The following is a 23,554-nucleotide window of genomic DNA, read 5'->3' as shown; positions in this document are numbered from 1 at the left end:
CTGTTCCCTCATTCTCCGTCACCCGGACGAGATCCGGGGTCCAGCCGTCTTGCGTCTGCAAGACGAATAGAGTCTTCTGCGATCAAGGATTTGATCGCACTGGATGCCGGATCAAGTCCGGCATGACGGATCATTAAAAACTGGAAACTCACCATGAATCTACGCGCATTGATGTATTTCGATGAGCTTGTCCGCACCAATTCCATGCGTGCGGCGGCGGAAAATCTCAATGTTGCGCCCACAGCCGTCAGCCGCCAGATCGAAAATCTGGAGGAGTATTTCGGCACGCCGCTGGTGGAGCGCTCCAGCCGGGGCGTGACCTTGACGGCGGCGGGAGAGCTTTTGGCGGAACGGGCTGGCAAAACCCTGCGCGAGCTGGGCCATGTCCACCAGCTTATCGATGATCTCAAGGGGCTGGAGCGCGGGCAGGTTACGATTTACGCCAATGGCGCAACCGTCGCCAGCTTGCTTGCGCCAGCGCTTGCGCAGTTCAGCCAAGCCTATCCCAAGCTGCGTTTTGAGGTGCATATTACCAGTGCGCGCCAGGCCATCGATGCGCTGTTGGCGGCGCAGGCCGATATTGCCATTACGCTGTTTGCGCCGAAAACATCGGAGGTCAAAATCCGCTCGCGCAGCGAAATCGGCTATGACGTCATCCTTCCCGCAGATCACGCCCTTGCGAAGAAGGGCGGGATTTCCCTGGCCGAACTCGCCACGCTTCCCTTGGCACTCCCTGAAAAAACCTTTGCGGCACGGCAGGCTTTTGACGAGGTTTTTGCCAAGGCCGGTGTTGCGCTGGACCCGGTGTTCACGGCCAGTTCGCTGGAGCTTTTGAAAGAGCTTGTGCTGGATCGGGCCGCAGTCACCGTTCTGCCGGCCATGGCCGTCCGCCGCGAGATCAAGGCCGGGCAGATGGTCGCAATCCCTCTGGCTGGCACCAAGGGCGTGCGGACCAACATGGAGCTTTGTGTGGCGCCTGATCGCGAATTGTCCTTTGCCGCTGCCACGCTTGCCAATTTCATCGAAAAATTTATGGGCCAGCCTTTTTCAGAATAGGAGTTGATTTTCTCGTCCGATATCGTGTAGCGATTTCGGCAACGCGATGAACACAAAATGTTTTCACCGTAAGCTATACGACAGGGGAAGAGAATGAGCAGTTATGTTTCACAGCCGGTAAAGCTGACACGTCGTGTGGCACTAGGGCTTGTTTTCAGCAGCGTGCTTGCGCTGTCGTTCATGCCGGCGCCGCTTCTGGCCGCGCCCAAAAACACTGTTACGATAGGCATGGGCATTGAACCGGCTGGCCTCGACCCCACAATTGCCGCCCCCGTCGCCATCGGGCAGGTCACCTGGCAGAATATTTTCGAAGGTCTTGTGACCATCGACAAGGACGGCAAAATCCAGCCGCAACTGGCGCAAAGCTGGGATATTTCCGAAGACGGCAAGACCTATACGTTCACGCTGCATGAGGGCGTAAAATTCCACGATGGCGAGGCTTTCAATTCCTCGGTCGCAAAAGCATCGCTGGACCGCGCCCGTGGCGAGGCCTCCGTCAATCCGCAAAAACGCTTCTTTGCCGCCATCGATTCGATTGAATCGCCGGATGCCAACACGCTTGTTTTGAAGCTGAAACAGCCCGCAGGCAGTCTGTTGTATTGGCTTGGCTGGCCCGCATCGGTGATTGTCGGCACAAAGTCTGCCGAAACCAACAAGACCGCGCCTGTCGGCACTGGCCCGTTCAAGTTCGTCAATTGGGCCAAGGGCGACAAGGTCGAACTGGCGAAGAATGCGGATTACTGGAACAAGGACATAGACGTTGCGCTGGAGAAAGCCACGTTCCGTTTCATTCCCGATGCGCAGGCGCAGGCCGCAGCCCTGAAGGCCGGTGATGTGGATGCGTTCCCTGAATTTGGCGCGCCGGAGCTGATGTCTTCCTTCGACGGCGACAAGCGCCTCGGCACCTTTGTCGGCAATACCGAGTTGAAGGTGGTCGCCGGCATGAACAATGCCACCAAACCGTTTAACGACAAGCGCGTGCGCCAGGCTTTGATGATGGCGGTGGACCGCGCCACGGTCATCGACGGCGCATGGTCCGGCTTCGGCACGGCCATCGGCAGCCATTATACACCCAACGACCGTGGTTATGTGGATACGACAGGCACCCATCCTTACGATGCCGCAAAGGCCAAGGCTCTGCTGGCGGAGGCCGGATATCCGAACGGTCTCAGCTTCACCATCAAAGCCCCGCAGATGGCCTATGCCCAACGCACATCGCAAATTCTTCAGGCGATGTTTGCCGAGATCGGCGTAACGATGACCATCGAAACCACCGAATTTCCGGCGAAATGGGTGTCGGATGTGCTGAAGGGTGCGAACTACGAAATGACCATCGTGGCTCATGCGGAGCCGATGGATATCGATATTTTTTCGCGTGATCCCTACTACTTCAACTATAAAAACCCGACCTTCAACGAGATCATCAAGAATGTCGAACTGACAGCCGATCCTTCCCAACAGGAAAAGCTTTATGCGGATGCGCAGGAAATTCTGGCGCAAGACGTGCCAGCACTGTTCCTGTTCGTCATGCCAAAGCTTGGAGTCTGGGACAAAAAGCTGGATGGCTTATGGGAAAATGAACCAATCCCGTCCAACGTGCTGACGGATGTGCATTGGGAAGAGTAGGTTCAGGTGGTCGGATCGCGGTTTATTAGGGGGCAGAGCGTGTGGCTTACCCCCCTCTGCCCTGCCGGGCATCTCCCCCTCAAGGGGGGAGATCGGAAAGACGCACCCACATCGCCAAACTCGCAACGTTCGACGTGGTCGAGCGTGAGCCACGATCTGATCTCCCCCCTTGAGGGGGAGATGTCCGGCAGGACAGAGGGGGGTGAACCACACCCACTGTCTTCCACTATGGGCTATCACTGACATGACCGCCCTCATTCTCAAACGCATCCTCAGCCTCCTCATCACCCTGCTTGCCGTCTCCTTCCTGATCTACATGGTCATGGGCCTGCTGCCGGGAGATCCGGCAGCGATCATGCTTGGCACATCCGCCAGCCCGGATACGCTGGCGGCGTTGCAAAAGCAGATGGGCCTCGATCAGCCGCTGGCGTTGCGATACCTGCATTGGCTGGCTGCGATGTTGCGTGGCGATCTGGGGCAGTCCTATACCTATGGCGTGCCGGTGGCGGGGCTGATTTTCGAGCGGTTGGCGGTCACGCTGCCGCTTGCCTTCATGGCCGTCAGCCTTTCCATTCTCATCGCTTTGCCGCTGGGTGTCATGGCGGCGCGATATCGGGATGGGCCGTTGGATTTTGCCTCCTCGCTATTTTCCCATGCGGGCATTTCCGTTCCCGGTTTCTGGGTCGGCTTGCTATTGATCCTGCTGTTTTCCACCACGCTTGGCTGGATGCCTGCGGGTGGGTTTCCCGGCTGGGCTGCCGGTTTTGGTGCGGCGTTGAAGGCGCTGGTGCTTCCGGCTTTGGCGCTGGCCTTTTCGCAGGCCGGCGTGCTGACGCGGGTTTGCCGTTCCGCCATGCTGGAAGTGATGAACGAGGATTTCGTTCGCACCGTGCGCGCCAAGGGTATCAGCGAAATGGCGACGTTGTGGAAACATGTTCTGCCCAACGCACTGATCCCGGTCGTGACCATGATCGGCCTGCAATTCACCTTTCTGATTGCCGGTGCCGTGCTGGTGGAGAATGTGTTCAACCTGCCGGGCCTTGGGCGGCTGGCCTATCAGGCGCTGATGCAGCGCGATATCGTCGTCATGCAGTCAGTCGTGCTGTTTTTCTGCGCGCTGGTGATCATCATGAATTTTCTGGTCGATATCGCCTATCTCTTCATCGACCCCCGTTTGCGGGGGCGTGCACGATGATGACATTCCTTCGCCGTCGCCCAACCTTTTTCGCTGGTGCCGTCATCACCGGCCTGCTGGTTGCGATTGCCCTTTTGTCGCTCGTCTGGACACCGCACGCCCCGACGAAAATACAAATCCTCAACAAGCTGAAACCGCCTTTGACGCAAGGGCTGCTGGGTACGGATCATTTCGGTCGCGATATTCTGTCCATGCTGATGGCGGGCGCGTGGAATTCGCTGTCCACCTCCATCATGGCGGTGGCGATTGGCGCGACGTTAGGCACGCTGCTGGGCGTTGTCGTTGCGGCACAACGCGGCCTGTTTGAAACCATTGCGATGCGTATCTGCGATATCATTTTTGCCTTGCCGCCCATCCTGTCTGCGATGATGCTCGGCGCTTTTATCGGCTCCGGGCGCTTCACGGCCATCATTGCCATCGCCACCTTCATGGTGCCGGTTTTCGCCCGCCTGACCTGTGGCGCTGCACTGCAATTATGGGCACGGGATTTCGTTCTGGCGGCGGAAAGCATTGGCAGAAGCAGGTGCGGCATTACTGTCACCCACATTCTGCCCAACCTCTCCAACCTCATCATCGTGCAGGTCAGCATTCAGCTTGGCCTGGCGATTTTGACGGAGGCGGGCCTCAGCTTTCTCGGGCTTGGGATGCCGCCACCTGCACCCACGTGGGGGCGAATGTTGTGGGAATCGCAAACCTATCTTTCCACGGCGCCGTGGCTGGCCATCCTGCCAGGGCTGACCATCGCCTGTGCGGTTCTCGGTCTCAACCTGTTGGGAGATGGCCTTCGGGATATGCTGGACCCAAAGGCGCGGCATTAGAGCATTTCCAGCAAAAGTGCGACGTGGTTTTGTGTCCGGATAGTGCGTTAAAACAAAGAGCTAGAGCGTTTTCGCCTTTCGAAGAAAGTCGGAAACGCTCTAGGAAACCAACGAGAATGTGAAACCCGCGTCGTATTGCTGCCGCCATTGTGCTGCTAAAGCGGCCTCGACTCAGGAGTTGGAAAAAACAATGCTGCGCGACATATCCGACGATAACGCTGCTTCCGGCCCCGTTGCTGGAGCTGTGGCAGAACACGTCGCCGGTCCCACTGGCCTTATCGAAATCCTGCAAGGCTTGGCGTTCGATGAAACGCGTATGCGTGTCTCCGTTGGCGATCTTCTGCTTGCCATGGGAGATCGTGCCTTCGGTGCGTTGCTGTTGATTTTCGCGCTGCCAAATGTCGTTCCAACACCCCCCGGCACATCGGCCATCACTGGCGCGCCTTTGGTGTTTCTCGCCTGTCAGCTTTTTCTGGGCAAAGCCCCGTGGCTACCGCGCATTATTTCAGAACGCTCGATTGCGAGGGCGGATTTTGCCAAAGTCGTGAGCAAGATCGTTCCTATTCTTTCCCGTGTTCAAAAACTGTTGCGGCCACGGTATCAGGCGTTTCTCAATCCGGCTTGCGAGCGGCTGATTGGCCTTATTTGTCTGGTTCTGGCGGTCATTCTTGCCTTGCCAATCCCGCTTGGCAACATATTGCCAGCCATAGCCATCTGCTGTTTTTCCTTTGCGCTTCTGGAGCGCGATGGTCTGTTTGCGGCGTTGGGTGCTGTCATTTCGGTCGTGTCGCTGGTGGTCGTCAGCGGTGTTATCTACGCCATTGCGAAAGCCATTTTGTACTTCATCATAACGCCATTCTGGATTTGAAGCCTTCGTTTGACACGAGGCTACAAAAGATGTCAGCACTGAGAAAAGATGACGTAAGGGCAGGGTATGGCCAAACGATCCGAGATGAGTGGGCGGTTAGACGACGCGGCGAGAGCCGGGTGGCTTTATTATGTTGCGGGCCGCACACAAGACGAGATTGCCGCGGCCATGGGCATTTCCCGCCAGACGGCGCAGCGGCTTGTTTCGCTGGCGGTGGCCGAACGGCTGATCAAGGTCCGGCTGGATCATCCCATTGCCGCCTGTCTGGAAAAAAGCGAAGCGCTGCGCGAACGGTTTTCGCTGAAATATGTGGAAGTGGTGCCGAGCGATCCGGCGGGCGTATCGTCCACCGTGGGCATTGCCGAAGCGGGCGCTGCGGAAATCGAACGCTGGCTGCGCAGGACAGACCCCATCGTGCTGGCCATCGGCACGGGCCGCACCTTGAAGGCGGCGGTCGATCAATTGCCGCCGATGGAATGCCCGCAACATCGCATCGTGTCGCTCACCGGCAATATCGGGCCGGATGGTTCTGCGGCCTATTATAACGTCATCTTCAGCATGGCCGATGCCATCAAGGCGCGGCATTTTCCCATGCCCCTGCCGGTGCTGTGTTCCTCTGCGGAAGAGCGGGAATTGCTGCATGACCAGTCCATGGTGCGCTCCACCCTGGCGCTGGGTGCTGCGGCCAATGTCACCTTCGTGGGCGTTGGTGAGCTGGGCGAGAACGCGCCGCTTTGCCTTGATGGTTTTTTGGCTGTCAGCGAAATGAAAGACCTGATTGCCAAGGGTGCAGCGGGCGAAATCTGCGGCTGGTTCTTTGATGGGGAGGGCCGCATTCTGGAAAACTCCATCAATGACCGTGTTGCCTCCGTGCCGCTGCCGTCGCGACAGACCTCGACAGTCATCGGCATCGCGCAGGGCCAGCGCAAATCACCCGCCATTCTGGCGGCTTTGCGCGGTGGTTTGCTCAATGGCATCATCACGGATGAGGCATCAGCCGAGTATTTGCTCTCTCGTTGAGCAGAAATGTCACCATTAAATCATCATGTTAGCTTTTGCTTGTGCAGTGCAATGCACGATGGTGCTTGACTTTTTTCGTCCGTAAGTGAGTAATTGCCCTCGAGCAAAGCGAATGCTCATAGAATTCTTCTGGGAGGAAGATCATGACATTGAAGACAATTCTGCTGGGCGCGTGCTCGGCTCTCGCCTTTTCGGGCCTCGCTTCTGCAGAAACGCTGACCATCGCCACCGTCAACAACGGCGATATGATCCGTATGCAGGGACTGACATCCGAATTCACCACCAAAAACCCGGACATCAAAGTCGAGTGGGTCACACTGGAAGAAAACGTGCTGCGTGAGCGCGTCACCACCGATATCGCCACCAATGGCGGCCAGTATGACATCATGACCATCGGCAACTATGAAGTTCCAATCTGGGCCAAGCAGGGCTGGCTTCTGCCGCTCGACAAGCTGGGTGACAGTTACGACGTCAACGACATGCTGCCATCGATCCGTGGCGGTTTGACCCTGGATTCGAAGCTTTACGCGGCACCGTTCTACGGCGAATCCGCCATGATCATGTATCGCAAAGACCTGTTTGATAAAGCAGGCCTGAAAATGCCGGAAAGCCCGACATGGGAATTCATCGGCGATGCGGCCCGCAAAATCACCGACCGCAAGACCGATATCAACGGCATCTGCTTGCGTGGCAAGGCGGGCTGGGGCGAGAACATGGCCTTCATCACCGCCCTCACCAACTCCTTCGGTGGTCGCTGGTTCGATGAAAAATGGAAGCCGCAGTTCGATCAGCCCGAGTGGAAAAATGCGCTCAAGTTTTATGTTGATCTGATGAAGGATGCCGGTCCGTCCGGTGCCTCCTCCAACGGTTTCAACGAAAACCTGACGCTGTTCCAGCAGGGCAAATGCGGCATGTGGATCGACGCCACGGTGGCGGCCTCCTTCGTGTCCAACCCGAAGGATTCCACTGTCGCCGACAAGGTTGGTTATGCAATCTTCCCGACACAGGGCGAGTTGAAGAACCATGGCAACTGGTTGTGGTCCTGGAACCTCGCCATTCCAAAAAGCTCGAAAAAAGCTGATGCGGCTGAAAAATTCATCTCCTGGGCAACCAGCAAGGAATACACCCAGCTTGTCGCCTCCAAGGATGGCTGGGCCAACGTTCCTCCAGGCACACGCACGTCGCTCTACAAGAATGCGGATTACGAAAAGGCCGCAGCCTTCGCAGCGCCAACGCTTGCAGCCATGAACGCAGCCGACATCACCAAGCCAACCGTCAAGCCCGTGCCTTATACGGGTGGTCAGTTCGTCGCGATCCCTGAGTTCCAGGCGCTCGGCACCACGGTCGGTCAGCTGTTCTCGGCAGTTGTTGCCGGTCAGTCCACCGTTGATGATGCGCTTGTGGGTGCACAGACAACGGCAACGCGCGAAATGACCCGCGCCGGATACATCAAGTAATCCTCCCGAAGATCGCCGTCCGGCCTTGAGGGTCGGGCGGCGGGTACTTGTCCGAGAAGAACAGCCTGCCAAAAAAAGAAAGAACCCCCTCTGGCCTGCCGGCCATCTCCCCCACAAGGTGGGAGAAAGCCTGCGGCCAAGGTTCGATAAAATCTCCAACTGGGAGGCGGGGTTAAGCCCCTCCCCCTTGTGGGGAGGGGTTGGGGAGGGGCTTTCCAAGGCACCCGGCCCTTAAAAAACGGGGAGGAAGCCATCCGATGGCGACGCAAAACACCAAAAATCTGGCGCGGGTTATGATGGCGCCTTCGGTCATTCTACTTCTGGTATGGATGATCGTACCCTTGGCCATGACGCTGTGGTTCTCATTCCAGAACTACAATCTGCTCAATCCGGGCAATGTCAGCTTTGCCGGTCTGTTCAATTATCAGTATTTCTACACCGACCCGGCCTTCTTCCAGTCCATCTGGAACACGCTGGTCATCGTTGGTGGTGTGCTGCTCATCACGGTTATTGGCGGCATTGGCATTGCGCTTTTGCTGGATCAGCCGATTTTCGGGCAGGGCATCGTTCGCATTCTCGTCATTTCACCTTTCTTCGTCATGCCGCCGGTTGCGGCCCTTGTCTGGAAGAACATGATCATGCATCCCGGCTATGGGGTGCTTGCGGACCTGAACAGGTTCTTCGGGCTGCAACCGGTGGATTGGTTTTCGCAGTTTCCGCTTCTGTCCATCGTCATCATCGTGTCGTGGCAATGGCTGCCATTCGCAACGCTCATTCTTCTCACCGCACTCCAGTCCTTGGACGGCGAACAGAAGGAAGCCTCGGAAATGGACGGCGCGAACTTCATCAACCGCTTCATCTATCTGACGTTACCGCATATGGCGCGTGCCATCACGGTCGTCATTCTTATCCAGACGATCTTCCTGCTCGGTGTTTATGCGGAAATTCTGGTCACCACCAATGGCGGACCGGGTTACGCTTCCACCAACCTTGCCTTCCTCATCTATCGCACCGCCTTGCTTGGATATGATGTGGGTGGCGCATCGGCCGGTGGCATCATCGCCGTCATACTTGCCAATATCGTCGCCATCTTCCTGATGCGCGCCGTCGGCAAAAACCTCGATTGAATGGAGTAAGGATCATGGCCCGCAAAGTCTCGACACGCTCCAGAATCGGCTTCACCATTGCCGCGTGGATCGTCGCTCTCCTCCTGTTCTTCCCGATCCTCTATGCTTTCCTGACCTCGCTCAAAACCGAGCCGGAAGCCATTGCAGGGTTCAGCCTTTGGCCCTCGGGAACGCTGGAAAACTACATCGTGGTCAACACGCAGCGCGATTATTTCAAGCCGTTCATGAACTCCGTGGTGCTCTCCGTCGGGTCCACCGTTCTGGCTTTGATCATCGCCATTCCGGCGGCGTGGGCCATGGCGTTTTCGCCCACCAAGCGCACCAAGGACATTTTGATGTGGATGCTGTCCACCAAGATGATGCCTGCGGTGGCGGTGCTGGTGCCGATCTATCTTTTGTTCCGCAATGCCGGACTTCTGGATAGCCGCATTGGCCTCACGCTCATGCTCACCCTCATCAACCTGCCGATCGTGGTGTGGATGCTCTACACATATTTCAGGGAAATTCCCGGCGAAATTCTGGAAGCGGCACGTATGGACGGCGCCTCTTTATGGAATGAAATCATCTATGTGCTGACGCCGATGGCCATCCCCGGTATCGCCTCCACGCTGCTTCTCAACATCATTCTGGCGTGGAACGAATCCTTCTGGACCATCCGTTTGACCACCACCAATGCAGCGCCGCTGACGGCTTTCATCGCCTCCTTCTCCAGTCCGCAAGGTCTGTTCTGGGCGAAGCTTTCTGCCGCGTCGATGATGGCGATTGCGCCGATCCTCGTGCTTGGCTGGTTCAGTCAGAAACAACTCGTTCGCGGCCTGACCTTTGGCGCGGTGAAATAAGGATAAGAACATGGGCAGCATTTCCCTTAAAAACGTGTCCAAGGTCTTCGGTGAAGCCAAGGTCATTCCGTCCATCGATCTGGATATCGAAGATGGTGAGTTCGTGGTTTTCGTCGGCCCCTCCGGCTGCGGCAAGTCCACGCTCTTGCGGTTGATTGCCGGTCTTGAGGATGTCAGTGGCGGCCAGATCATCATCAATGGCAAGGACGCCACCGAAAAGGCACCCGCAGAACGCGGCCTTGCCATGGTGTTCCAGTCCTACGCGCTGTATCCGCATATGAGCGTGCGCAACAATATCGGCTTTCCGCTGAAGATGGCCAAGCTCGATAAGGCCGTCATCGACAAGAAGGTCAATGATGCCGCAAGCGTTCTGAACCTGACCGACTATCTGGACCGCCGCCCCTCGCAGCTCTCCGGTGGTCAGCGCCAGCGTGTTGCCATCGGCCGCGCCATCGTGCGTGAGCCGTCTGCGTTTTTGTTCGATGAGCCCTTGTCGAACCTCGACGCCTCGCTTCGCGGCACGATGCGGCTGGAAATTTCCGAGCTGCATAACACGCTGAAAACCACCATGGTCTATGTCACGCATGATCAGGTGGAAGCCATGACCATGGCCGACAAGATCGTCGTACTCAATCGCGGCAATATCGAGCAGGTCGGCTCGCCCATGGAGCTTTACCGCAATCCCGCCAATCTCTTCGTCGCGGGCTTCATCGGCTCGCCGCGCATGAATTTCGTCAAGGGTGCCTATGCGCAGGACAAGGGCGGCGATACGGTCGGCGTTCGCCCGGAACATCTGCTGCTGTCCAAGGAAAATGGCCTGTGGCGGGGAACGGTCACGGTTGCCGAACATCTCGGCTCCGACACCTTCCTGCACATCAATGTCGAGAATATCGGCATGATAACAGCCCGTGCCGGTGGCGAATTTGCCTGCCAGCATGGCGACACGGTGTTCATCACCCCGGATGACACCAAAATTCATAAGTTCGACAGCAAGGGCCTGGCCATATGACCTGCAAACTCTCGCTCGCGACGCTTGAACAGGCCAGAGCAACGGCTGTGGTTCCGTCCTATTCGCGTGCCGATCTTTCTGCCGGTATCGTGCATTTCGGCGTTGGCAATTTCCACCGCGCGCATCAGGCGATCTATCTGGATGACCTGTTCAATACGGGTGCGGATCATGACTGGGCCATCATCGGTGCCGGTGTTTTACCCTCCGATGCGGTGATGCGGGAAAAGCTGGCCGCGCAGGATTTCCTGACGACCGTGGTGGAGCAGGACAACAACCGCACCGCCGCCCGCGTAACTGGCCCGATGATCGATATTCTGAAAATCGGTGACACGCATTCCATCATCGAGACGCTGGCCGATCCGAAAATCCGCATCGTATCCCTGACCATCACCGAGGGTGGTTATTTCATCGATGCGTCGGGGTCGTTCAACCCGCAGCATCCGGCCATCACTGATGATGGCAGAAACCCAACCGCACCGAAGACGGTGTTCGGCCTGATCGTGGCCGGGTTGAGAGCGCGCAGGGACAAAGGGCTTCAGCCGTTCACCGTCATGTCCTGCGATAACATTCCTCACAATGGCAAGGTCACGAAAAACGCGGTTGTCGGCCTTGCGGCGCTGTCCGATCCGGCCTTTGCCAACTGGATCAGCGACACCGTCTCCTTCCCCAATTCCATGGTCGACCGCATCACCCCCGCCACGGGAGAGCGTGAACGCACCATCGTCCGCGATGACTTCGGCATCGAGGACAATTGGCCGGTGTTCTGCGAAGAATTCAAACAATGGGTAATGGAAGACAATTTCCCGGCGGGTCGTCCGGCGCTGGAAACGGTCGGCGTGCAGTTCGTGCCCGAAGTCGCCCCTTACGAACACATGAAAATCCGTATTCTCAACGGCGGCCATGCGGCCATTGCCTATCCGGCGGCTCTTCTCGACATTCATTTCGTGCATGAGGCGATGGAGCATCCGCTGATCCGTGCCTTCCTTGCCAAGCTGGAGAAGGAAGAGATCATTCCAGTTATTCCGCCGGTACCAAATACCAATCTCAATGATTATTTCGACCTGATCGAACGGCGTTTCCTGAACCCGAAGATTGGCGATACCATTCCGCGCTTGGCGCAGGATGGCTCCAACCGCCAGCCGAAATTCGTTTTGCCCTCCACCGCAGACCGTTTGGCGCAGGGTGAGGACATTATCGGTCTTTCGCTGGTGTCGGCGCTCTGGTGCCGGTATTTTTACGGCACCACCGACAGCGGCAAACAGATCACCTTTAACGATACGAGCGCGGACCGTTTGCAGGCGGCGGCGATCACAGCGAAGGACGATCCGGCGGCGTTTCTTGCGCTTGATGATATTTTCGGTGAGGTTGCCACATCGAAACTTTTTCAGGATCGCTTCGCCCATGCCTTGAAGACATTGTGGAGCCAAGGTACGGCAAGGACGCTACAGCTTTATCTGGACGACAAGCTCATCAGTTGACGGAAGAGACACGCCATGCAAACCGGAAACGCCCCTCTGCTGATCTTTGATTGCGATGGCGTTCTGGTTGACAGTGAGCCTGTGTCGATTGCTGTCCTCATCGACATGGTTGCTCATCAGGGCGTTCAAATCAGCGAAGAGGAAGCCTATCAGCGCTTTCTTGGCCGCAGCATCACCAGCATGACGGCAACACTGTGGGAGGAGTACGGTATCGAGACCGATATCGATTTCCTCGACCATATGCGCAGCGTTCTGTTCGAGCGTTTTCGTGATGAACTGAAAGCGATTGATGGCATGGGCGAGACGCTTGATCGTCTGGAGGTGCCCCGTTGCGTGGCGTCCTCCAGCCAGCCGGAGCGTATTCGTTATTCGCTGGGCCTCACCGGTCTGCTGGAGAAATTCGAGCCGCATATTTTCAGCGCTACGATGGTGAAAAACGGCAAACCCGCGCCCGATCTTTTCCTGCACGCCGCACAGCAGATGCAGGCGGCGCCGAAGGATTGCATCGTCATCGAAGACAGCCCCGCCGGAATTGCCGCAGCCAAAGCCGCAGGGATGCGCGTCTTTGCCTTCACCGGCGGCTCACACGCCCGTTTTCCTGCTTTCCGGGACCATATTGCCAGCCTTGAACCCGATCTGGTGTTTGACGCGATGCCGGATTTGGTCCAACTTGTGGAGAACCACAAGATACGCGGCAGTTCCGGAATGAAGGCTGATTGACGTGCGCATCGACACCTACTCTTCCCTCATTCCTGTGCTTGTCACAGGACTCCAGCCATACCAAGTCCTTGGGCTGAAAGGAATTTCTCCGCCGCGCCGCCGCGCGTCGACTGGATTCCTGTCACAAGGACAGGAATGAGGGGGATGCGTCAACATCTCGTCGCTGTCGATGTCGGCACTGGCAGCGCGCGTGCTGGCGTTTTCGATGGAAGCGGCACGCTGATGGCACGCGCCACACACCCCATTCTCATGCGCAGGCCGAAGGAAAATCATGCCGAGCATGATTCCGCCGATATCTGGAGTTCCGTTTGCCTCTCCGTGCGCCAAGCGATGCGGGATGCCGCCATTCCTGCCGCACACATCGCCGCCATAGGGTTTGACGCCACCTGTTCGCTGGTGGTGCGCGGGCCGGCGGGGCAACAGGTTACGGTCTCCAGCACGGCAGAGGACCGTTTCGATACGATTGTCTGGCTGGATCATCGCGCCATACAGGAGGCCGATTTTCTGACCGCATCCGGGCATCCGGTGCTGAATTTTTCCGGCCAGACCGTCTCGCCGGAAATGCAGATTCCAAAGCTGATGTGGCTGAAAAAACATCTGCCGCACAGCTGGGCAAAGGCTGGATATTTCTTCGATCTGGCCGATTTTTTGACATGGAAGGCAAGCGGCAGCTCAAAGCGCTCCAATTGCACGTTGACGGCCAAGTGGAATTTTTTGAGCCACAAAGACAATGGCTGGAGCGAGGATTATCTCAAGCTCGCGGGCATCGATGATCTCCTGCAACGGGGCGCTCTTCCTGCACACACCGTCGCACCGGGTGAAAGTGTCGGCAAGCTTTCCCCGCAGGCGGCAGAGGAGCTGGGTCTGGATACGGGCTGTGAGGTCGCGGCGGGCATGATCGATGCCTATGCCGGCGCGCTTGGAGCGCTGGGCGGCAGCCTGCAATCGGATGTCGGCAGCAATGTTGCGCTGATTGCCGGCACCTCCAGTTGCCTCGTGACGCTGACACCGACGCTCATGCCGGGCCGCAGTCTCTGGGGGCCATACTGGCAGGCGGTTCTGCCCGGCCACTGGCTTGTGGAGGGTGGACAATCGGCCACAGGCGCTCTGTTGGATCACATCGTTCAGATGCACGCAGCAGGCGGGGAGCCAACCTCCGCACTCCATGCCCGCATCGTTGACCGTGTTCTGGAACTGCGCGGCATCGAAGGGGAGGATTTCGCCGATCACCTGCATGTTCTGCCGGATTTTCATGGCAATCGCTCGCCCTTGGCCGATCCGCACGCGCGTGGCGTGATCAGCGGGCTGACGTTGGACACGTCTTTCGACAGCCTCTGCCGTCTGTATTGGCGCACGGCAGTGTCCATCGCGCTGGGTGCGCGGCATGTGCTGGATGCGATGGCGGGGTTTGGTTATGCGGTGGAAACGCTGCATGTCACCGGTGGACATGTGCACAATCCGCTGCTCATGGAGCTTTATGCGGATGTGACGGGAAAACGTATCGTCGTTCCCTCAACGGCCGATGCCGTTCTGCTGGGCACGGCCATGACGGCGGCATCCGCCGGCGGCGTGCATAAGGGTCTCGTCGCCGCCGGTGCGGTCATGTATCCCGGCGGCGAGGAGAAGCCGTCCAACCCGGCCTTAGCCGGGCGCTATGACCGCGACTATCGCCGTTTTCTCGCGATGTATCGTCATCGCGAAGAGCTGGACCGGATCTAAAATCTCTCGAGCGTTTTCACCTTTCTCCGAAACGCGAAGACGCTCTATCCATTTGTTTTAGCGCATTATCCGAACGCAAAACCGCTGGAAATTCTCTACGCGTTTAAGGCGCGTTGCATTTCACCGATGCGACGGTATCGATCTCTGCGGCTGCTTTCGCTCTTCTGGGAGAGGGAATGCAGCATGAATTCGGTAATCGCCACCAGCTGCAACATGCTGTGTCCACCGTTCTGGCCAAGCGGTATGGTCAGGCAGATGTCTGCACTGTCCGGACCCCATTCGTAAAACCGTGTGGTGATCAGCATGGTTTTGTAACCGGCTTTCATCGCCATTTTTGCCAGACGTTGCAACGCGGCAAGGTTGCCACCGCAATCCATCAGGATCAGAAGTGTGCCTTCAATCGGCTCATCCATCAGCGCAATGTAGGTCGCGCCATCGCGTTGTAGGTAATGCACGTGTTCGCGCGATTCCAGCAGCTTGGTATAAAAGTAACGGCAGATGCCGAAGCCTTCTGCGGAGGAGGCGACATACACATTTTTGCTGTCGGCAATGTTGTTCAGTGCCGTTTTCCAGACCGATTGGCCAGCCAGATCATACACCGCCTGCACGGCTTGTATCTGCTGCAACATCAAGGATGACAGTGGCGTTTGCGGCGCTTCCTGCGGTGCGGCAGGTGTGGTCTCCGTGATATGTGTTTCTTCACGCAGATGCTCGCGAATATCGCTCAATTGCCGGTAACCGAGCGACCGCAAAAACCGGCCTACCGTCATGGGGCTGAGGCTCAGTTTTTCCGCCAGTGTCGCAGCGGTCTCGAACGGAAGTTCGGCAAGATGTTCGATAAGATATTTGGCAATCCGTCTTTCCGACGGGGTGCCGGTTTTCATCGAACGGGTAAGATCAATCAGCAGCTTTTCCAACGACGCCTCGTTTTTCTTGTCTTTAGCGGACGATGGTGTTCAAGCGGGTATTTCCGCTGTTCTTATCGTAACGACTAGTTTTCCATCAGGCCTATCGCCATCCCGTTGATCCCCACTCTACAAGAATATACGACTTTTTGCCTGTTCTTTTTTATAGTTTAGTGGTTGCTTTTCTTCAAGCCCAAAATGGGGGGTTGAAATTTTTTCTTTTTACTGCTGGGAGAGGCAATTCTTGCCAAGGCAAACAGCGGTCACTATCTGCTCAATCAAGCGCCAGTGATCAATGGATTCATCGTAAATGCGCCGAAATGGAGGAAATTCATGATTTTAGATGCGGCGCGGCAGGCTTTTACGAATCTCTTTGCGGCTGAAACACGCTCGGTGTTCTGGAAATCTCTCGGACTAACCCTTCTGGTGCTCGTCGGCCTGTGGTTTGCCATTCGCAGCCTGTTCATCTGGCTGGCGCTGCCGTGGCTTGATTCGCTCGTTCCCGGCATGCCGGAATGGGCGGGCTGGATGAGTTTCGTTCTGGCCATTCTGGCGGGGATAGGATTGGCGCTTGCGCTGGCCTTGTTGATCTCGCCCGTCACCGCTGTCATCGCAAGTCTGTTTCTCGATGATGTGGCTGAAGTGATCGAGAAAAAGGATTATCCGAGCGATCCGCCCGGCCACGCCATGCCTCTCGGCGAAGCCCTGGTCTCATCCGTCAAATTCTTCGGTGTTGTTATTCTCGGCAATATGATCGCGCTGTTGCTGCTCTTCATTCCGGGCGTCAATCTCATCGCATTTTTTCTGGTCAACGGTTATCTGCTGGGGCGAGAATTTTTCGAGTTCGCGGCCATGCGCTTTCGCACGCCTGCGGATGCGCGGGCGTTCCGCGCCAAGCACGGCTCAACCGTCTTCATGGCGGGACTGGTGATTGCGGCATTTCTTGCAATCCCGTTCCTCAACCTGCTGACGCCACTTTTCGCCGCATCGCTGATGGTGCATCTGCACAAATCGGTCAGCAAACGTGATCCATCATTCTCCGGTCAGTTGAGCCGGTAACTCCACCAGGGGCGCGGGAATATCCCACGTCTTTTCCGGGGATTTACAGATGTCGGCAATCACGCAGCGTTCGCATTCCGGCTTGCGGGCCTTGCAACAATAACGGCCATGCAGGATCAGCCAGTGGTGGGCATGGAACAGATATTCGTCTGGAATGATCCGCACCAACCGGTCTTCTACTTCGTCCGGGGTTTTCCCCGGCGCAAGACAGAGCCGGTTGGCAATGCGAAACACATGCGTATCCACCGCCATGGTCGCCACGCCAAACGCCATGGACATCACGACATTGGCGGTCTTGCGCCCTACACCGGGAAGCAGGATCAGCTCTTCACGGGTGCGCGGCACCTCACCGCCAAAATCATCGATCAGCATCTGCGATAGTGCGATGACGTTTTTCGCCTTGTTGCGATAAAGGCCGATGGTTTTGATGTGGTCGATCAGGCGTTCTTCGCCCAGCGCCAACATCTTTTCCGGCGTGTCGGCCACCGCAAACAGGCCGCGTGTGGCCCGGTTGACGCCCACATCCGTTGCCTGCGCAGACAGCGCCACCGCCACGACCAGCGTGAAGGGGTTGGAGTGTTCCAGCTCGCCCTTCGGCTCTGGCCTTTGAATGGAAAAGCGCCGGAATATTTCCACAAGCTCGTCATGCGAATAGAGCGTCTTGACGCGCACCGGCTTGCGGCGCGCCGTTGTGTTTGACTTTTTTACCGTTTGGGTGCTGGATCGTTTTTTGGCAATCGTCATGTTCTAACTTTGGCTATTGAGGACGGCAACGTGGACGGGGTTAACGAGCAGCCGGTATTTGCAGCGGAACTTGTTCCTTATCGTTCTCTCGGGCGCAAGGGTTTTCACGTTCTTTTGTGCCTCACCGGGGCGGTCTGCCTTCTCTATGGTATCTTCTTTATGGTCACGGGTGCATGGCCGATCGGTCTGTTTTTAGGACTGGATTTCCTTCTGCTCTATATCGCATTTCGGGCCAATTACCGGGCTGCGAAAGCGCGGGAAGAGGTGGTCGTGTCGCGCACCAGCCTGTCCATCCGCAAGTTTTCACCCGCAGGCCGCATGGTGGAGTACCATTTCAATCCGTTCTGGGCGCGCTTCCGGGTCAAACGCCAACATGATATCGGCATTGTTTCCATGCATGTGGCGGGTGAGGGGCGGGTGACGGATATCGGCTCGTTCCTCAACCCGGATGATCGTGAAAGTTTTGCCAAGGCGTTTCGCGGTGCCTTGGCGACCGTACGGCGCAAGATATAGGTGTTTTTCGCAAGAAACGGGTGGAGATAGCCGCCGCCGCGTGGTTTTGTCGTTTCCAAGGAGAAACGCCATGAACGCCAACATCATGTTGAATGAAGATATCACGCCGGTCGGTTCGGACTATGAAACGGTGCGGCGCGTCATCGAAATTCTGACGGTGGACTACCGCGATCAGCCCTCGCTTGAAACCATTGCCGCGCAGCTCGGCCAGTCGCCCACGCAGTTGCAGAAAACATTCACCCGCTGGGCTGGTCTTTCGCCAAAAGCCTTTCTGCAAGCCGTGACATTGGATCACGCCAAGCGCCTGTTGCGCGAGGAAAGCCTGCCGCTTCTGGAAGCCGCTATCGAGGTCGGCATGTCTGGCCCAAGCCGGCTGCATGATCTTTTCGTCACGCATGAAGCCATGTCGCCGGGGGAATGGAAAGCCAAGGGCGGCGGCCTGCAAATCCGTTACGGTTTCCATCCGTCCCCCTTCGGTCTGGCGCTCATCATGATCACAGATCGCGGATTGGCAGGCTGCGCATTTGCGGATGCGGGTGAAGAAAAAGCCTGTTTCGAGGACATGTCGCGCCGCTGGCCAAATGCCGACTACATCGAAGACAGCGCCGCTACCGCCCATTATGCCACCCGCATTTTCGATGCCGATAAATGGAAAAGCGAACAGCCCCTGCGGGTCGTCCTGCTCGGCACCGATTTTCAAGTCCGCGTCTGGCAAAGCCTCCTGAAAATACCGCTGGGCAAAGCCGTGACCTATTCCCACGTCGCAAACGATATCGGCCAACCCACAGCATCGCGCGCCGTCGGTGCCGCCATCGGCGCAAACCCCATCTCCTTCGTTGTCCCCTGCCACCGGGCACTGGGCAAAAGCGGCGCGCTGACGGGTTATCACTGGGGGCTGACGCGAAAGCGGGCAATGCTGGGCTGGGAAACGGGGAAGGTTTGATCTTGGCAGTGGCACTGTGATATCTATGAGTTTCCCTTGGTTGTTGTCACTGCGAGCGACGATGAAAAGCACGATTGATCTGCCTGACGATTTGAGCCGCCGCGTGGACTTGATTGCACAACGCACGAATTTAACGCGCAGCCGCATTGTCGAAGACGCATTGGCTTATGGCCGGTCGCTTGCATGGCAAGAGCAATGGGCTGCGGGTGTGAAGGCTGGTTTGGATGACGCCGATCAAGGCAATTTCGCAAGTGAAGAAGAAATCGCTGCGGTTCTGAACCGTTACAATCAGGCGTGACTATTCGTGAATGTCGTTTGGACGAGGCGGTATCTTCGCGAACTTGCGACCATTGGCGACTATATCGCGGAACGAAATCCTGTCGCAGCCGCCCGAATTGTACGGTATATCCATACAAAAACCGGCAGTCTTTTGTCGTCCAATCCCTTCATTGGTCGAGCGGGAGACATTGAGGGCACAAGAGAGCTGGTGATACCCGGAACGCCTTATATCGTCGCTTATAGGGTTCGCGATGACGATATTGAAGTTCTGTTCGTGCAGCACGGCGCGCGTGAATGGCCAGTAATCTTAGACTGAGTCCTGCTTTTCAACCAATTCCAGCAACGCCCTCGCTGCCGCTTCATCCGTAATCAGCGTGTTGCAGCCAATGCGGCGGATGGTGGCGCGGATGGCGGTGGCACGGTGGGCGCCGCCGGAGGCTAAAACGATGTGTTTGGCCTTTTTCAGCGTGTCGAGGCCGATGGCCATGGCGCGCTGGTTGATGGGGTGATCGACGGAACGGCCTTCTGCGTCGATGAAATTGAACATGGTGTCGCAGACGCAGCCCGCAGCGACGAGTTCTTCCAATGTCTGTTTGGAGATGAAACCTTCCGAAAGTGACGTGGAGTGCGGGCCGATGTCGCCGCAGCTGACGATGGCGAGATCAAGGGTCTCGGCCAGTTCGAATAGCGTGTTCAATCCGCATTTTTCGATCAGCGACTGGCGCGTTTCGACCGAATCCACCAGCAGCGGCGCGAGGAACATGTAACATTCCGCACCCAGCGCACTAGCCAGCCGCCACGTATAGTCCAGCGGGTTGGTCTGGTGCACGGCGACGATGCCGCCGAGAAGCGAGACGACCTTGCAGTTTTCCCGGCGCGGCGGGCGGAAGCTGGACAGCGATGCCGTCATGGTGCGGCCCCAGCCGACACCTATTGTGGCGTTGTCCGGCACGGCTTCCGACAGAAACTGCCCAAGCGCCAAGCCAACCGCCTTGGCGATGTCTTCGGCTTTTCCCGATGCAGAGGGAATGATGATGGCCTCATCCAGCCCGTACGCTGCCTCCAGTTGGCCCGACAGTTCCACGAAGTCTTCGATGCCTTCATTGATCCAGATCTGGACCTCGGAACGCTTCATCGCCTCATCCAGAAGGCGGATGACGGTGGAACGGCTGATACCGAGTTTTTCCGCCACATCCTTCTGCGTCATGCCTTGATTATAATAGAGCCATGCCGCCCGCAGCCGCAGCGATGCAGCTTCCGAATAGGCCGTGTGGGTTTCTCTTCGTAGTTTTGCCACTGTTATCGCCATGCTTTCGTCACCGGTCGAGTATCGCACCCGTGAAACATATGTCAATTGCAATGCGCAAATGTCTTGACTTTGATCTTTGCGCTGAGCGATACTCAGAATAGGGAAAACACCGGTTTCCGGCTTTCGACAGCGATGTCGCGCGGGAACGAAACCCAGTTGAAGCAGTTTTCAAAGATCACAAGGATCAACCGGCATGACGTCCAAACTTGACCAACTTCGCGCAATCACAACCGTTGTTGCCGATACCGGCGATATCGAGGCCGTTGCACGGCTGAAGCCGGTGGATTGCACCACCAACCCGTCCATCGTTCTCAAGGCGCTGGGCACGCCGGTGTTTGCAGATACGGTGAAGGAAGCCGTCGCCTGGGGTAAAAAGCAGGGCGGCAATTCTGACGCCGTGGTTGGTGCGGTGGCAGACCGCCTGGCCATTTCGGTGGGTGCAGCGCTCGTGGATCTGGTTCCCGGCCGCGTTTCAACAGAAGTGGACGCCGATCTTTCTTTCGATACGAAAGCCTCCATCGCCAAGGCGCACCAGATCATCGCGTCCTATAAGGACCGTGGTATCGAGCGTGATCGCATTCTCATCAAGCTGGCGTCCACCTGGGAAGGCATCAAGGCTGCGGAAGTGCTTCAGGCAGAAGGCATCGATTGCAATCTGACGCTTCTCTTCTCGCAGGCTCAGGCCATTGCTTGCGCGGAAGCAAAAGCCTTCCTGATTTCCCCGTTCGTTGGTCGTATTCTGGACTGGTACAAGAAGTCCACCGGTGAGAACTACACGGCAGAGACCGATCCGGGCGTTGTTTCGGTTCGCCAGATTTACAATTATTACAAGGCCAACGGCATCTCCACCGTCGTCATGGGCGCGTCTTTCCGCAATGCCGGCGAGATCGAAGCCCTTGCCGGTTGCGACCGCCTGACGATCAGCCCCGCTTTGTTGGAAGAACTCGACAAGGACACAGGAAAGCTGGAGCGCAAGCTTTCGCCAGATGATGCGAAGGCCGAGCCTTTGCAGTCTCTGGATGAGAAAGCCTTCCGCTGGCACCTCAACGAAGACGCCATGGCAACGGAGAAGCTTTCCGAAGGCATTCGTCAGTTCGCCAAGGATCTCGAATCTCTGCGCCAGATCGTCCGCAAGGAACTGGCCGCCTAATCAGGGTTGGAACCTTATCGGTTCCGGCTCGTTATTTGAGTGTAATATCTCCAGTCAAGAAAACGCGATCGGTCCCCTGCCGGTCGCGTTTTTTATTGCTCTCTACTGACCGGCGGCAATTTCCGAAATTTGGCGAGCTGTCTCACGAATGAGGTCAACACAGTCATCGGCAGTCGGCGATGCCACGTTCAGCGGCGTGATATAGGGGCAGGTCACAACGGCCAAGGCCGTGCCATCCAGCGTCAGAACCGGAGCGGAAATGTTGCGCACGCCTGCGGTTTGCAGGCTGTTCATCACCTCATAGCCGTTGGTTTTGATCTGTTGAAGACGCTCCAGAAGCCCGTCCGGCACGGATGTCTCGTCTCCGCCACGCAACTGTTCGGCAATCATCAGGTCACGTTGCGCATCATTTTGAAACGCCAGCAGCACATGGCCGGAGCCGGTGTTGAACAGGCTCATCTGCGCACCGACGCGGATCGATAGCGCCCAATAGGTGGTGGAATCCTGCTGGGCGATGACCACCACGAAACCGCGATCATACACTGCCAGATGGCAGGCTTGACCCGCCTTTTGCGAAAACTCTCGCATCACGGGGGCGGCAAAGGACACCAGACGCCGCACCGGCGTGTGAAAATGCGCAAGCCCGAAGAGTTTCAGGGTCAGACAAAAACGGTCGCCGTCCTGTCGCTGAACATACCCGCGCCGCACGAGCCGGTCCAACATACGGTAAAATTCGTTGGGGCTTTTGCCGATGGCCTTGGCAATCTCCACCTGCGTCAGCCCGCCATCCGTGGCCGCCAGAAGCTCCAGAATGTCCAGCCCCTTATCCAAGGCGGGGGCGCGGTATTTTTCACTCTCGTCTTCGGTCATCTGGTCTCTTCTTAACGTGGTGCTGCCAAGTTCACTTGACGTCATATGAATACACTGTTTACATATGAATTGTCGATGCATATTAGCAGGCACGTTCTGTGGGAGGAACATATATGGCGCAGGATTTCACCGGCCAAACAGTCGTCATCACCGCAGCCGGGCAGGGCATTGGCCGGGCAACGGCGGAACGGTTCATTGAACTGGGCGCGCGTGTCATTGCAACAGATATCAATGAAAGCGCCCTTGCCACGTTAAAAAATGCGCAGACGCGGGTTTTGAACGTGCTGGATGGGGATGCGGTCAAGGCGCTGGCCGCAGAGGTTGGCGCTGCCGATGTGCTGTTCAACTGCGCCGGCTTCGTGCATTCCGGCACCATTCTGGACTGCGAAGAAAAAGACTGGGATTTTTCCTTCGATCTGAATGCCAAGGCCATGTACCGCACCTGCCGTGCCTTTCTTCCAGCCATGCTGGAAAAGGGCAAGGGTGCCATCGTCAACATGTCGTCGGTCGCCTCCAGCGTAAAGGGCGTGCCCAACCGTTTTGCTTATACCGCCTCCAAAGCAGCCGTCATCGGCCTCACCAAATCCGTCGCGTCTGATTTCGTGACCAAGGGCATTCGCTGCAACGCCATCTGCCCCGGCACGGTCGATAGTCCGTCGCTGCATGATCGCCTGCGTGCCACCGGCAATTATGAGCAGGCGCTGGCGGATTTCATCGCCCGCCAGCCGATGGGCCGCATTGCCACGCCGCAGGAAATTGCGGCGCTTGTAACCTATCTGGCATCGGACGAGGCGGGTTTCACCACCGGCCAAATTCACGTCATCGATGGCGGCTGGACCGCCTGATCGGA

At 57.2% G+C, this 23,554-nt stretch carries 24 protein-coding genes; 20 read left to right on the top strand and 4 right to left on the bottom strand.

What is annotated here, in order from left to right; genetic code table 11:
- The first annotated feature begins 153 nt into the window (after positions 1-153).
- The 13 genes from RMR16_RS11550 (at position 154) to RMR16_RS11490 (ending at position 14,932) form a co-directional block, all read left to right on the top strand.
- Complete coding sequence (locus RMR16_RS11550; RefSeq protein WP_320198089.1) at positions 154-1,056, top strand: LysR family transcriptional regulator; 903 nt, start codon at positions 154-156, stop codon at positions 1,054-1,056.
- 93 nt (positions 1,057-1,149) lie between these two features.
- A complete protein-coding gene (locus RMR16_RS11545) occupies positions 1,150-2,682 on the top strand; it encodes an ABC transporter substrate-binding protein (RefSeq protein ID WP_320198090.1) in 1,533 nt (510 codons plus the stop codon).
- 244 nt (positions 2,683-2,926) lie between these two features.
- Positions 2,927-3,877: an ABC transporter permease gene (locus RMR16_RS11540; protein WP_320198091.1), complete on the top strand. Its 951-nt coding sequence runs from the start codon at positions 2,927-2,929 to the stop codon at positions 3,875-3,877.
- Positions 3,874-4,695 (top strand): ABC transporter permease, encoded by an 822-nt coding sequence (locus tag RMR16_RS11535; protein ID WP_320198092.1) that lies wholly within the window; start codon positions 3,874-3,876, stop codon positions 4,693-4,695. The genes RMR16_RS11540 and RMR16_RS11535 overlap by 4 nt, the downstream gene beginning before the upstream one ends.
- A gap of 190 nt (positions 4,696-4,885) precedes the next feature.
- Positions 4,886-5,563, top strand: coding sequence for an exopolysaccharide biosynthesis protein (locus tag RMR16_RS11530; RefSeq protein ID WP_320198093.1), 678 nt, complete (start codon positions 4,886-4,888; stop codon positions 5,561-5,563).
- A gap of 66 nt (positions 5,564-5,629) precedes the next feature.
- Positions 5,630-6,583, top strand: coding sequence for a sugar-binding transcriptional regulator (locus tag RMR16_RS11525; RefSeq protein ID WP_320198094.1), 954 nt, complete (start codon positions 5,630-5,632; stop codon positions 6,581-6,583).
- A 143-nt stretch (positions 6,584-6,726) separates the two neighbouring features.
- Positions 6,727-8,040, top strand: a complete 1,314-nt coding sequence (locus RMR16_RS11520; RefSeq protein WP_320198095.1) for an ABC transporter substrate-binding protein — start codon at positions 6,727-6,729, stop codon at positions 8,038-8,040.
- 257 nt (positions 8,041-8,297) lie between these two features.
- A complete protein-coding gene (locus tag RMR16_RS11515) occupies positions 8,298-9,167 on the top strand; it encodes a carbohydrate ABC transporter permease (protein ID WP_320198096.1) in 870 nt (289 codons plus the stop codon).
- 14 nt (positions 9,168-9,181) lie between these two features.
- Positions 9,182-10,006, top strand: a complete 825-nt coding sequence (locus RMR16_RS11510; RefSeq protein WP_320198097.1) for a carbohydrate ABC transporter permease — start codon at positions 9,182-9,184, stop codon at positions 10,004-10,006.
- 10 nt (positions 10,007-10,016) lie between these two features.
- A complete protein-coding gene (locus RMR16_RS11505; RefSeq protein WP_320198098.1) occupies positions 10,017-11,015 on the top strand; it encodes an ABC transporter ATP-binding protein in 999 nt (332 codons plus the stop codon).
- Complete coding sequence (locus RMR16_RS11500) at positions 11,012-12,493, top strand: mannitol dehydrogenase family protein (protein WP_320198099.1); 1,482 nt, start codon at positions 11,012-11,014, stop codon at positions 12,491-12,493. Before RMR16_RS11505 ends, RMR16_RS11500 begins: the two co-directional genes overlap by 4 nt.
- A gap of 15 nt (positions 12,494-12,508) precedes the next feature.
- The gene (locus RMR16_RS11495; protein WP_320198100.1) at positions 12,509-13,213 is read left to right on the top strand and encodes an HAD family hydrolase; all 705 of its coding nucleotides are present in this window, start codon (positions 12,509-12,511) and stop codon (positions 13,211-13,213) included.
- A gap of 144 nt (positions 13,214-13,357) precedes the next feature.
- Entirely contained in the window at positions 13,358-14,932 is a 1,575-nt protein-coding gene (locus RMR16_RS11490; RefSeq protein WP_320198101.1) for an FGGY-family carbohydrate kinase, read from the top strand.
- Positions 14,933-15,027: 95 nt separating this feature from the next.
- Here the strand turns inward: RMR16_RS11490 and RMR16_RS11485 are convergent, their stop codons facing one another.
- Positions 15,028-15,849, bottom strand: a complete 822-nt coding sequence (locus tag RMR16_RS11485; protein ID WP_320198102.1) for a MurR/RpiR family transcriptional regulator — start codon at positions 15,847-15,849, stop codon at positions 15,028-15,030.
- Positions 15,850-16,170: 321 nt separating this feature from the next.
- Between RMR16_RS11485 and RMR16_RS11480 the strand changes: the two genes are divergently transcribed.
- A complete protein-coding gene (locus tag RMR16_RS11480) occupies positions 16,171-16,896 on the top strand; it encodes a sulfate transporter family protein (RefSeq protein ID WP_320198103.1) in 726 nt (241 codons plus the stop codon).
- On the opposite strand, the gene nth is transcribed toward RMR16_RS11480, so the two are convergent.
- Positions 16,870-17,640: an endonuclease III gene (gene nth, locus RMR16_RS11475; protein ID WP_320198104.1), complete on the bottom strand. Its 771-nt coding sequence runs from the start codon at positions 17,638-17,640 to the stop codon at positions 16,870-16,872. The genes RMR16_RS11480 and nth overlap by 27 nt on opposite strands.
- 30 nt (positions 17,641-17,670) lie before the next feature.
- Here nth and RMR16_RS11470 point away from each other — a divergent pair, with 30 nt between their 5' ends.
- The 4 genes from RMR16_RS11470 to RMR16_RS11455 all read left to right on the top strand — a co-directional run bounded on the left by RMR16_RS11470 (position 17,671) and on the right by RMR16_RS11455 (position 19,691).
- The gene (locus tag RMR16_RS11470; protein WP_320198105.1) at positions 17,671-18,153 is read left to right on the top strand and encodes a DUF2244 domain-containing protein; all 483 of its coding nucleotides are present in this window, start codon (positions 17,671-17,673) and stop codon (positions 18,151-18,153) included.
- A gap of 70 nt (positions 18,154-18,223) precedes the next feature.
- Entirely contained in the window at positions 18,224-19,096 is an 873-nt protein-coding gene (locus RMR16_RS11465; RefSeq protein ID WP_320198106.1) for a bifunctional helix-turn-helix domain-containing protein/methylated-DNA--[protein]-cysteine S-methyltransferase, read from the top strand.
- 61 nt (positions 19,097-19,157) lie between these two features.
- Positions 19,158-19,394 carry a CopG family ribbon-helix-helix protein gene (locus tag RMR16_RS11460; RefSeq protein WP_320198107.1) on the top strand — a complete coding sequence of 79 codons (237 nt, stop codon included), beginning with the start codon at positions 19,158-19,160 and terminating at the stop codon, positions 19,392-19,394.
- Between the two features lie 6 nt (positions 19,395-19,400).
- Complete coding sequence (locus RMR16_RS11455) at positions 19,401-19,691, top strand: type II toxin-antitoxin system RelE/ParE family toxin (protein WP_320198108.1); 291 nt, start codon at positions 19,401-19,403, stop codon at positions 19,689-19,691.
- Here RMR16_RS11455 and RMR16_RS11450 read toward each other — a convergent pair.
- Entirely contained in the window at positions 19,683-20,684 is a 1,002-nt protein-coding gene (locus RMR16_RS11450; protein WP_320198109.1) for a sugar-binding transcriptional regulator, read from the bottom strand. The genes RMR16_RS11455 and RMR16_RS11450 overlap by 9 nt on opposite strands.
- Before the next feature lie 193 nt (positions 20,685-20,877).
- Between RMR16_RS11450 and tal the strand changes: the two genes are divergently transcribed.
- Positions 20,878-21,834: a transaldolase gene (tal, locus tag RMR16_RS11445; protein WP_320198110.1), complete on the top strand. Its 957-nt coding sequence runs from the start codon at positions 20,878-20,880 to the stop codon at positions 21,832-21,834.
- A gap of 102 nt (positions 21,835-21,936) precedes the next feature.
- Here the strand turns inward: tal and RMR16_RS11440 are convergent, their stop codons facing one another.
- Positions 21,937-22,704 (bottom strand): IclR family transcriptional regulator, encoded by a 768-nt coding sequence (locus RMR16_RS11440; protein WP_320198111.1) that lies wholly within the window; start codon positions 22,702-22,704, stop codon positions 21,937-21,939.
- 113 nt (positions 22,705-22,817) lie between these two features.
- Between RMR16_RS11440 and RMR16_RS11435 the strand changes: the two genes are divergently transcribed.
- Positions 22,818-23,549: an SDR family oxidoreductase gene (locus RMR16_RS11435; protein ID WP_320198112.1), complete on the top strand. Its 732-nt coding sequence runs from the start codon at positions 22,818-22,820 to the stop codon at positions 23,547-23,549.
- Positions 23,550-23,554 lie beyond the last annotated feature (5 nt).

The organism is Agrobacterium sp. rho-13.3 (genome assembly GCF_033957765.2).
Taxonomy (GTDB): domain Bacteria; phylum Pseudomonadota; class Alphaproteobacteria; order Rhizobiales; family Rhizobiaceae; genus Agrobacterium.
The sequence above is the reverse complement of the archived record's forward strand: the minus strand, read 5'-3'. Positions and strand labels throughout refer to the sequence as shown.

What these genes read in the sequence shown, in the direction of transcription:
- RMR16_RS11550 (WP_320198089.1), top strand. Translation starts at nt 154, where the DNA reads ATGAATCTACGCGCATTGATGTATTTCGATGAGCTTGTCCGCACCAAT.
- RMR16_RS11545 (WP_320198090.1), top strand. Translation starts at nt 1,150, where the DNA reads ATGAGCAGTTATGTTTCACAGCCGGTAAAGCTGACACGTCGTGTGGCA.
- RMR16_RS11540 (WP_320198091.1), top strand. Translation starts at nt 2,927, where the DNA reads ATGACCGCCCTCATTCTCAAACGCATCCTCAGCCTCCTCATCACCCTG.
- RMR16_RS11535 (WP_320198092.1), top strand. Translation starts at nt 3,874, where the DNA reads ATGATGACATTCCTTCGCCGTCGCCCAACCTTTTTCGCTGGTGCCGTC.
- RMR16_RS11530 (WP_320198093.1), top strand. Translation starts at nt 4,886, where the DNA reads ATGCTGCGCGACATATCCGACGATAACGCTGCTTCCGGCCCCGTTGCT.
- RMR16_RS11525 (WP_320198094.1), top strand. Translation starts at nt 5,630, where the DNA reads ATGGCCAAACGATCCGAGATGAGTGGGCGGTTAGACGACGCGGCGAGA.
- RMR16_RS11520 (WP_320198095.1), top strand. Translation starts at nt 6,727, where the DNA reads ATGACATTGAAGACAATTCTGCTGGGCGCGTGCTCGGCTCTCGCCTTT.
- RMR16_RS11515 (WP_320198096.1), top strand. Translation starts at nt 8,298, where the DNA reads ATGGCGACGCAAAACACCAAAAATCTGGCGCGGGTTATGATGGCGCCT.
- RMR16_RS11510 (WP_320198097.1), top strand. Translation starts at nt 9,182, where the DNA reads ATGGCCCGCAAAGTCTCGACACGCTCCAGAATCGGCTTCACCATTGCC.
- RMR16_RS11505 (WP_320198098.1), top strand. Translation starts at nt 10,017, where the DNA reads ATGGGCAGCATTTCCCTTAAAAACGTGTCCAAGGTCTTCGGTGAAGCC.
- RMR16_RS11500 (WP_320198099.1), top strand. Translation starts at nt 11,012, where the DNA reads ATGACCTGCAAACTCTCGCTCGCGACGCTTGAACAGGCCAGAGCAACG.
- RMR16_RS11495 (WP_320198100.1), top strand. Translation starts at nt 12,509, where the DNA reads ATGCAAACCGGAAACGCCCCTCTGCTGATCTTTGATTGCGATGGCGTT.
- RMR16_RS11490 (WP_320198101.1), top strand. Translation starts at nt 13,358, where the DNA reads ATGCGTCAACATCTCGTCGCTGTCGATGTCGGCACTGGCAGCGCGCGT.
- RMR16_RS11480 (WP_320198103.1), top strand. Translation starts at nt 16,171, where the DNA reads ATGATTTTAGATGCGGCGCGGCAGGCTTTTACGAATCTCTTTGCGGCT.
- nth (WP_320198104.1), bottom strand. Translation starts at nt 17,640, where the DNA reads ATGACGATTGCCAAAAAACGATCCAGCACCCAAACGGTAAAAAAGTCA.
- RMR16_RS11465 (WP_320198106.1), top strand. Translation starts at nt 18,224, where the DNA reads ATGAACGCCAACATCATGTTGAATGAAGATATCACGCCGGTCGGTTCG.
- RMR16_RS11460 (WP_320198107.1), top strand. Translation starts at nt 19,158, where the DNA reads ATGAAAAGCACGATTGATCTGCCTGACGATTTGAGCCGCCGCGTGGAC.
- RMR16_RS11450 (WP_320198109.1), bottom strand. Translation starts at nt 20,684, where the DNA reads ATGGCGATAACAGTGGCAAAACTACGAAGAGAAACCCACACGGCCTAT.
- tal (WP_320198110.1), top strand. Translation starts at nt 20,878, where the DNA reads ATGACGTCCAAACTTGACCAACTTCGCGCAATCACAACCGTTGTTGCC.
- RMR16_RS11440 (WP_320198111.1), bottom strand. Translation starts at nt 22,704, where the DNA reads ATGACCGAAGACGAGAGTGAAAAATACCGCGCCCCCGCCTTGGATAAG.
- RMR16_RS11435 (WP_320198112.1), top strand. Translation starts at nt 22,818, where the DNA reads ATGGCGCAGGATTTCACCGGCCAAACAGTCGTCATCACCGCAGCCGGG.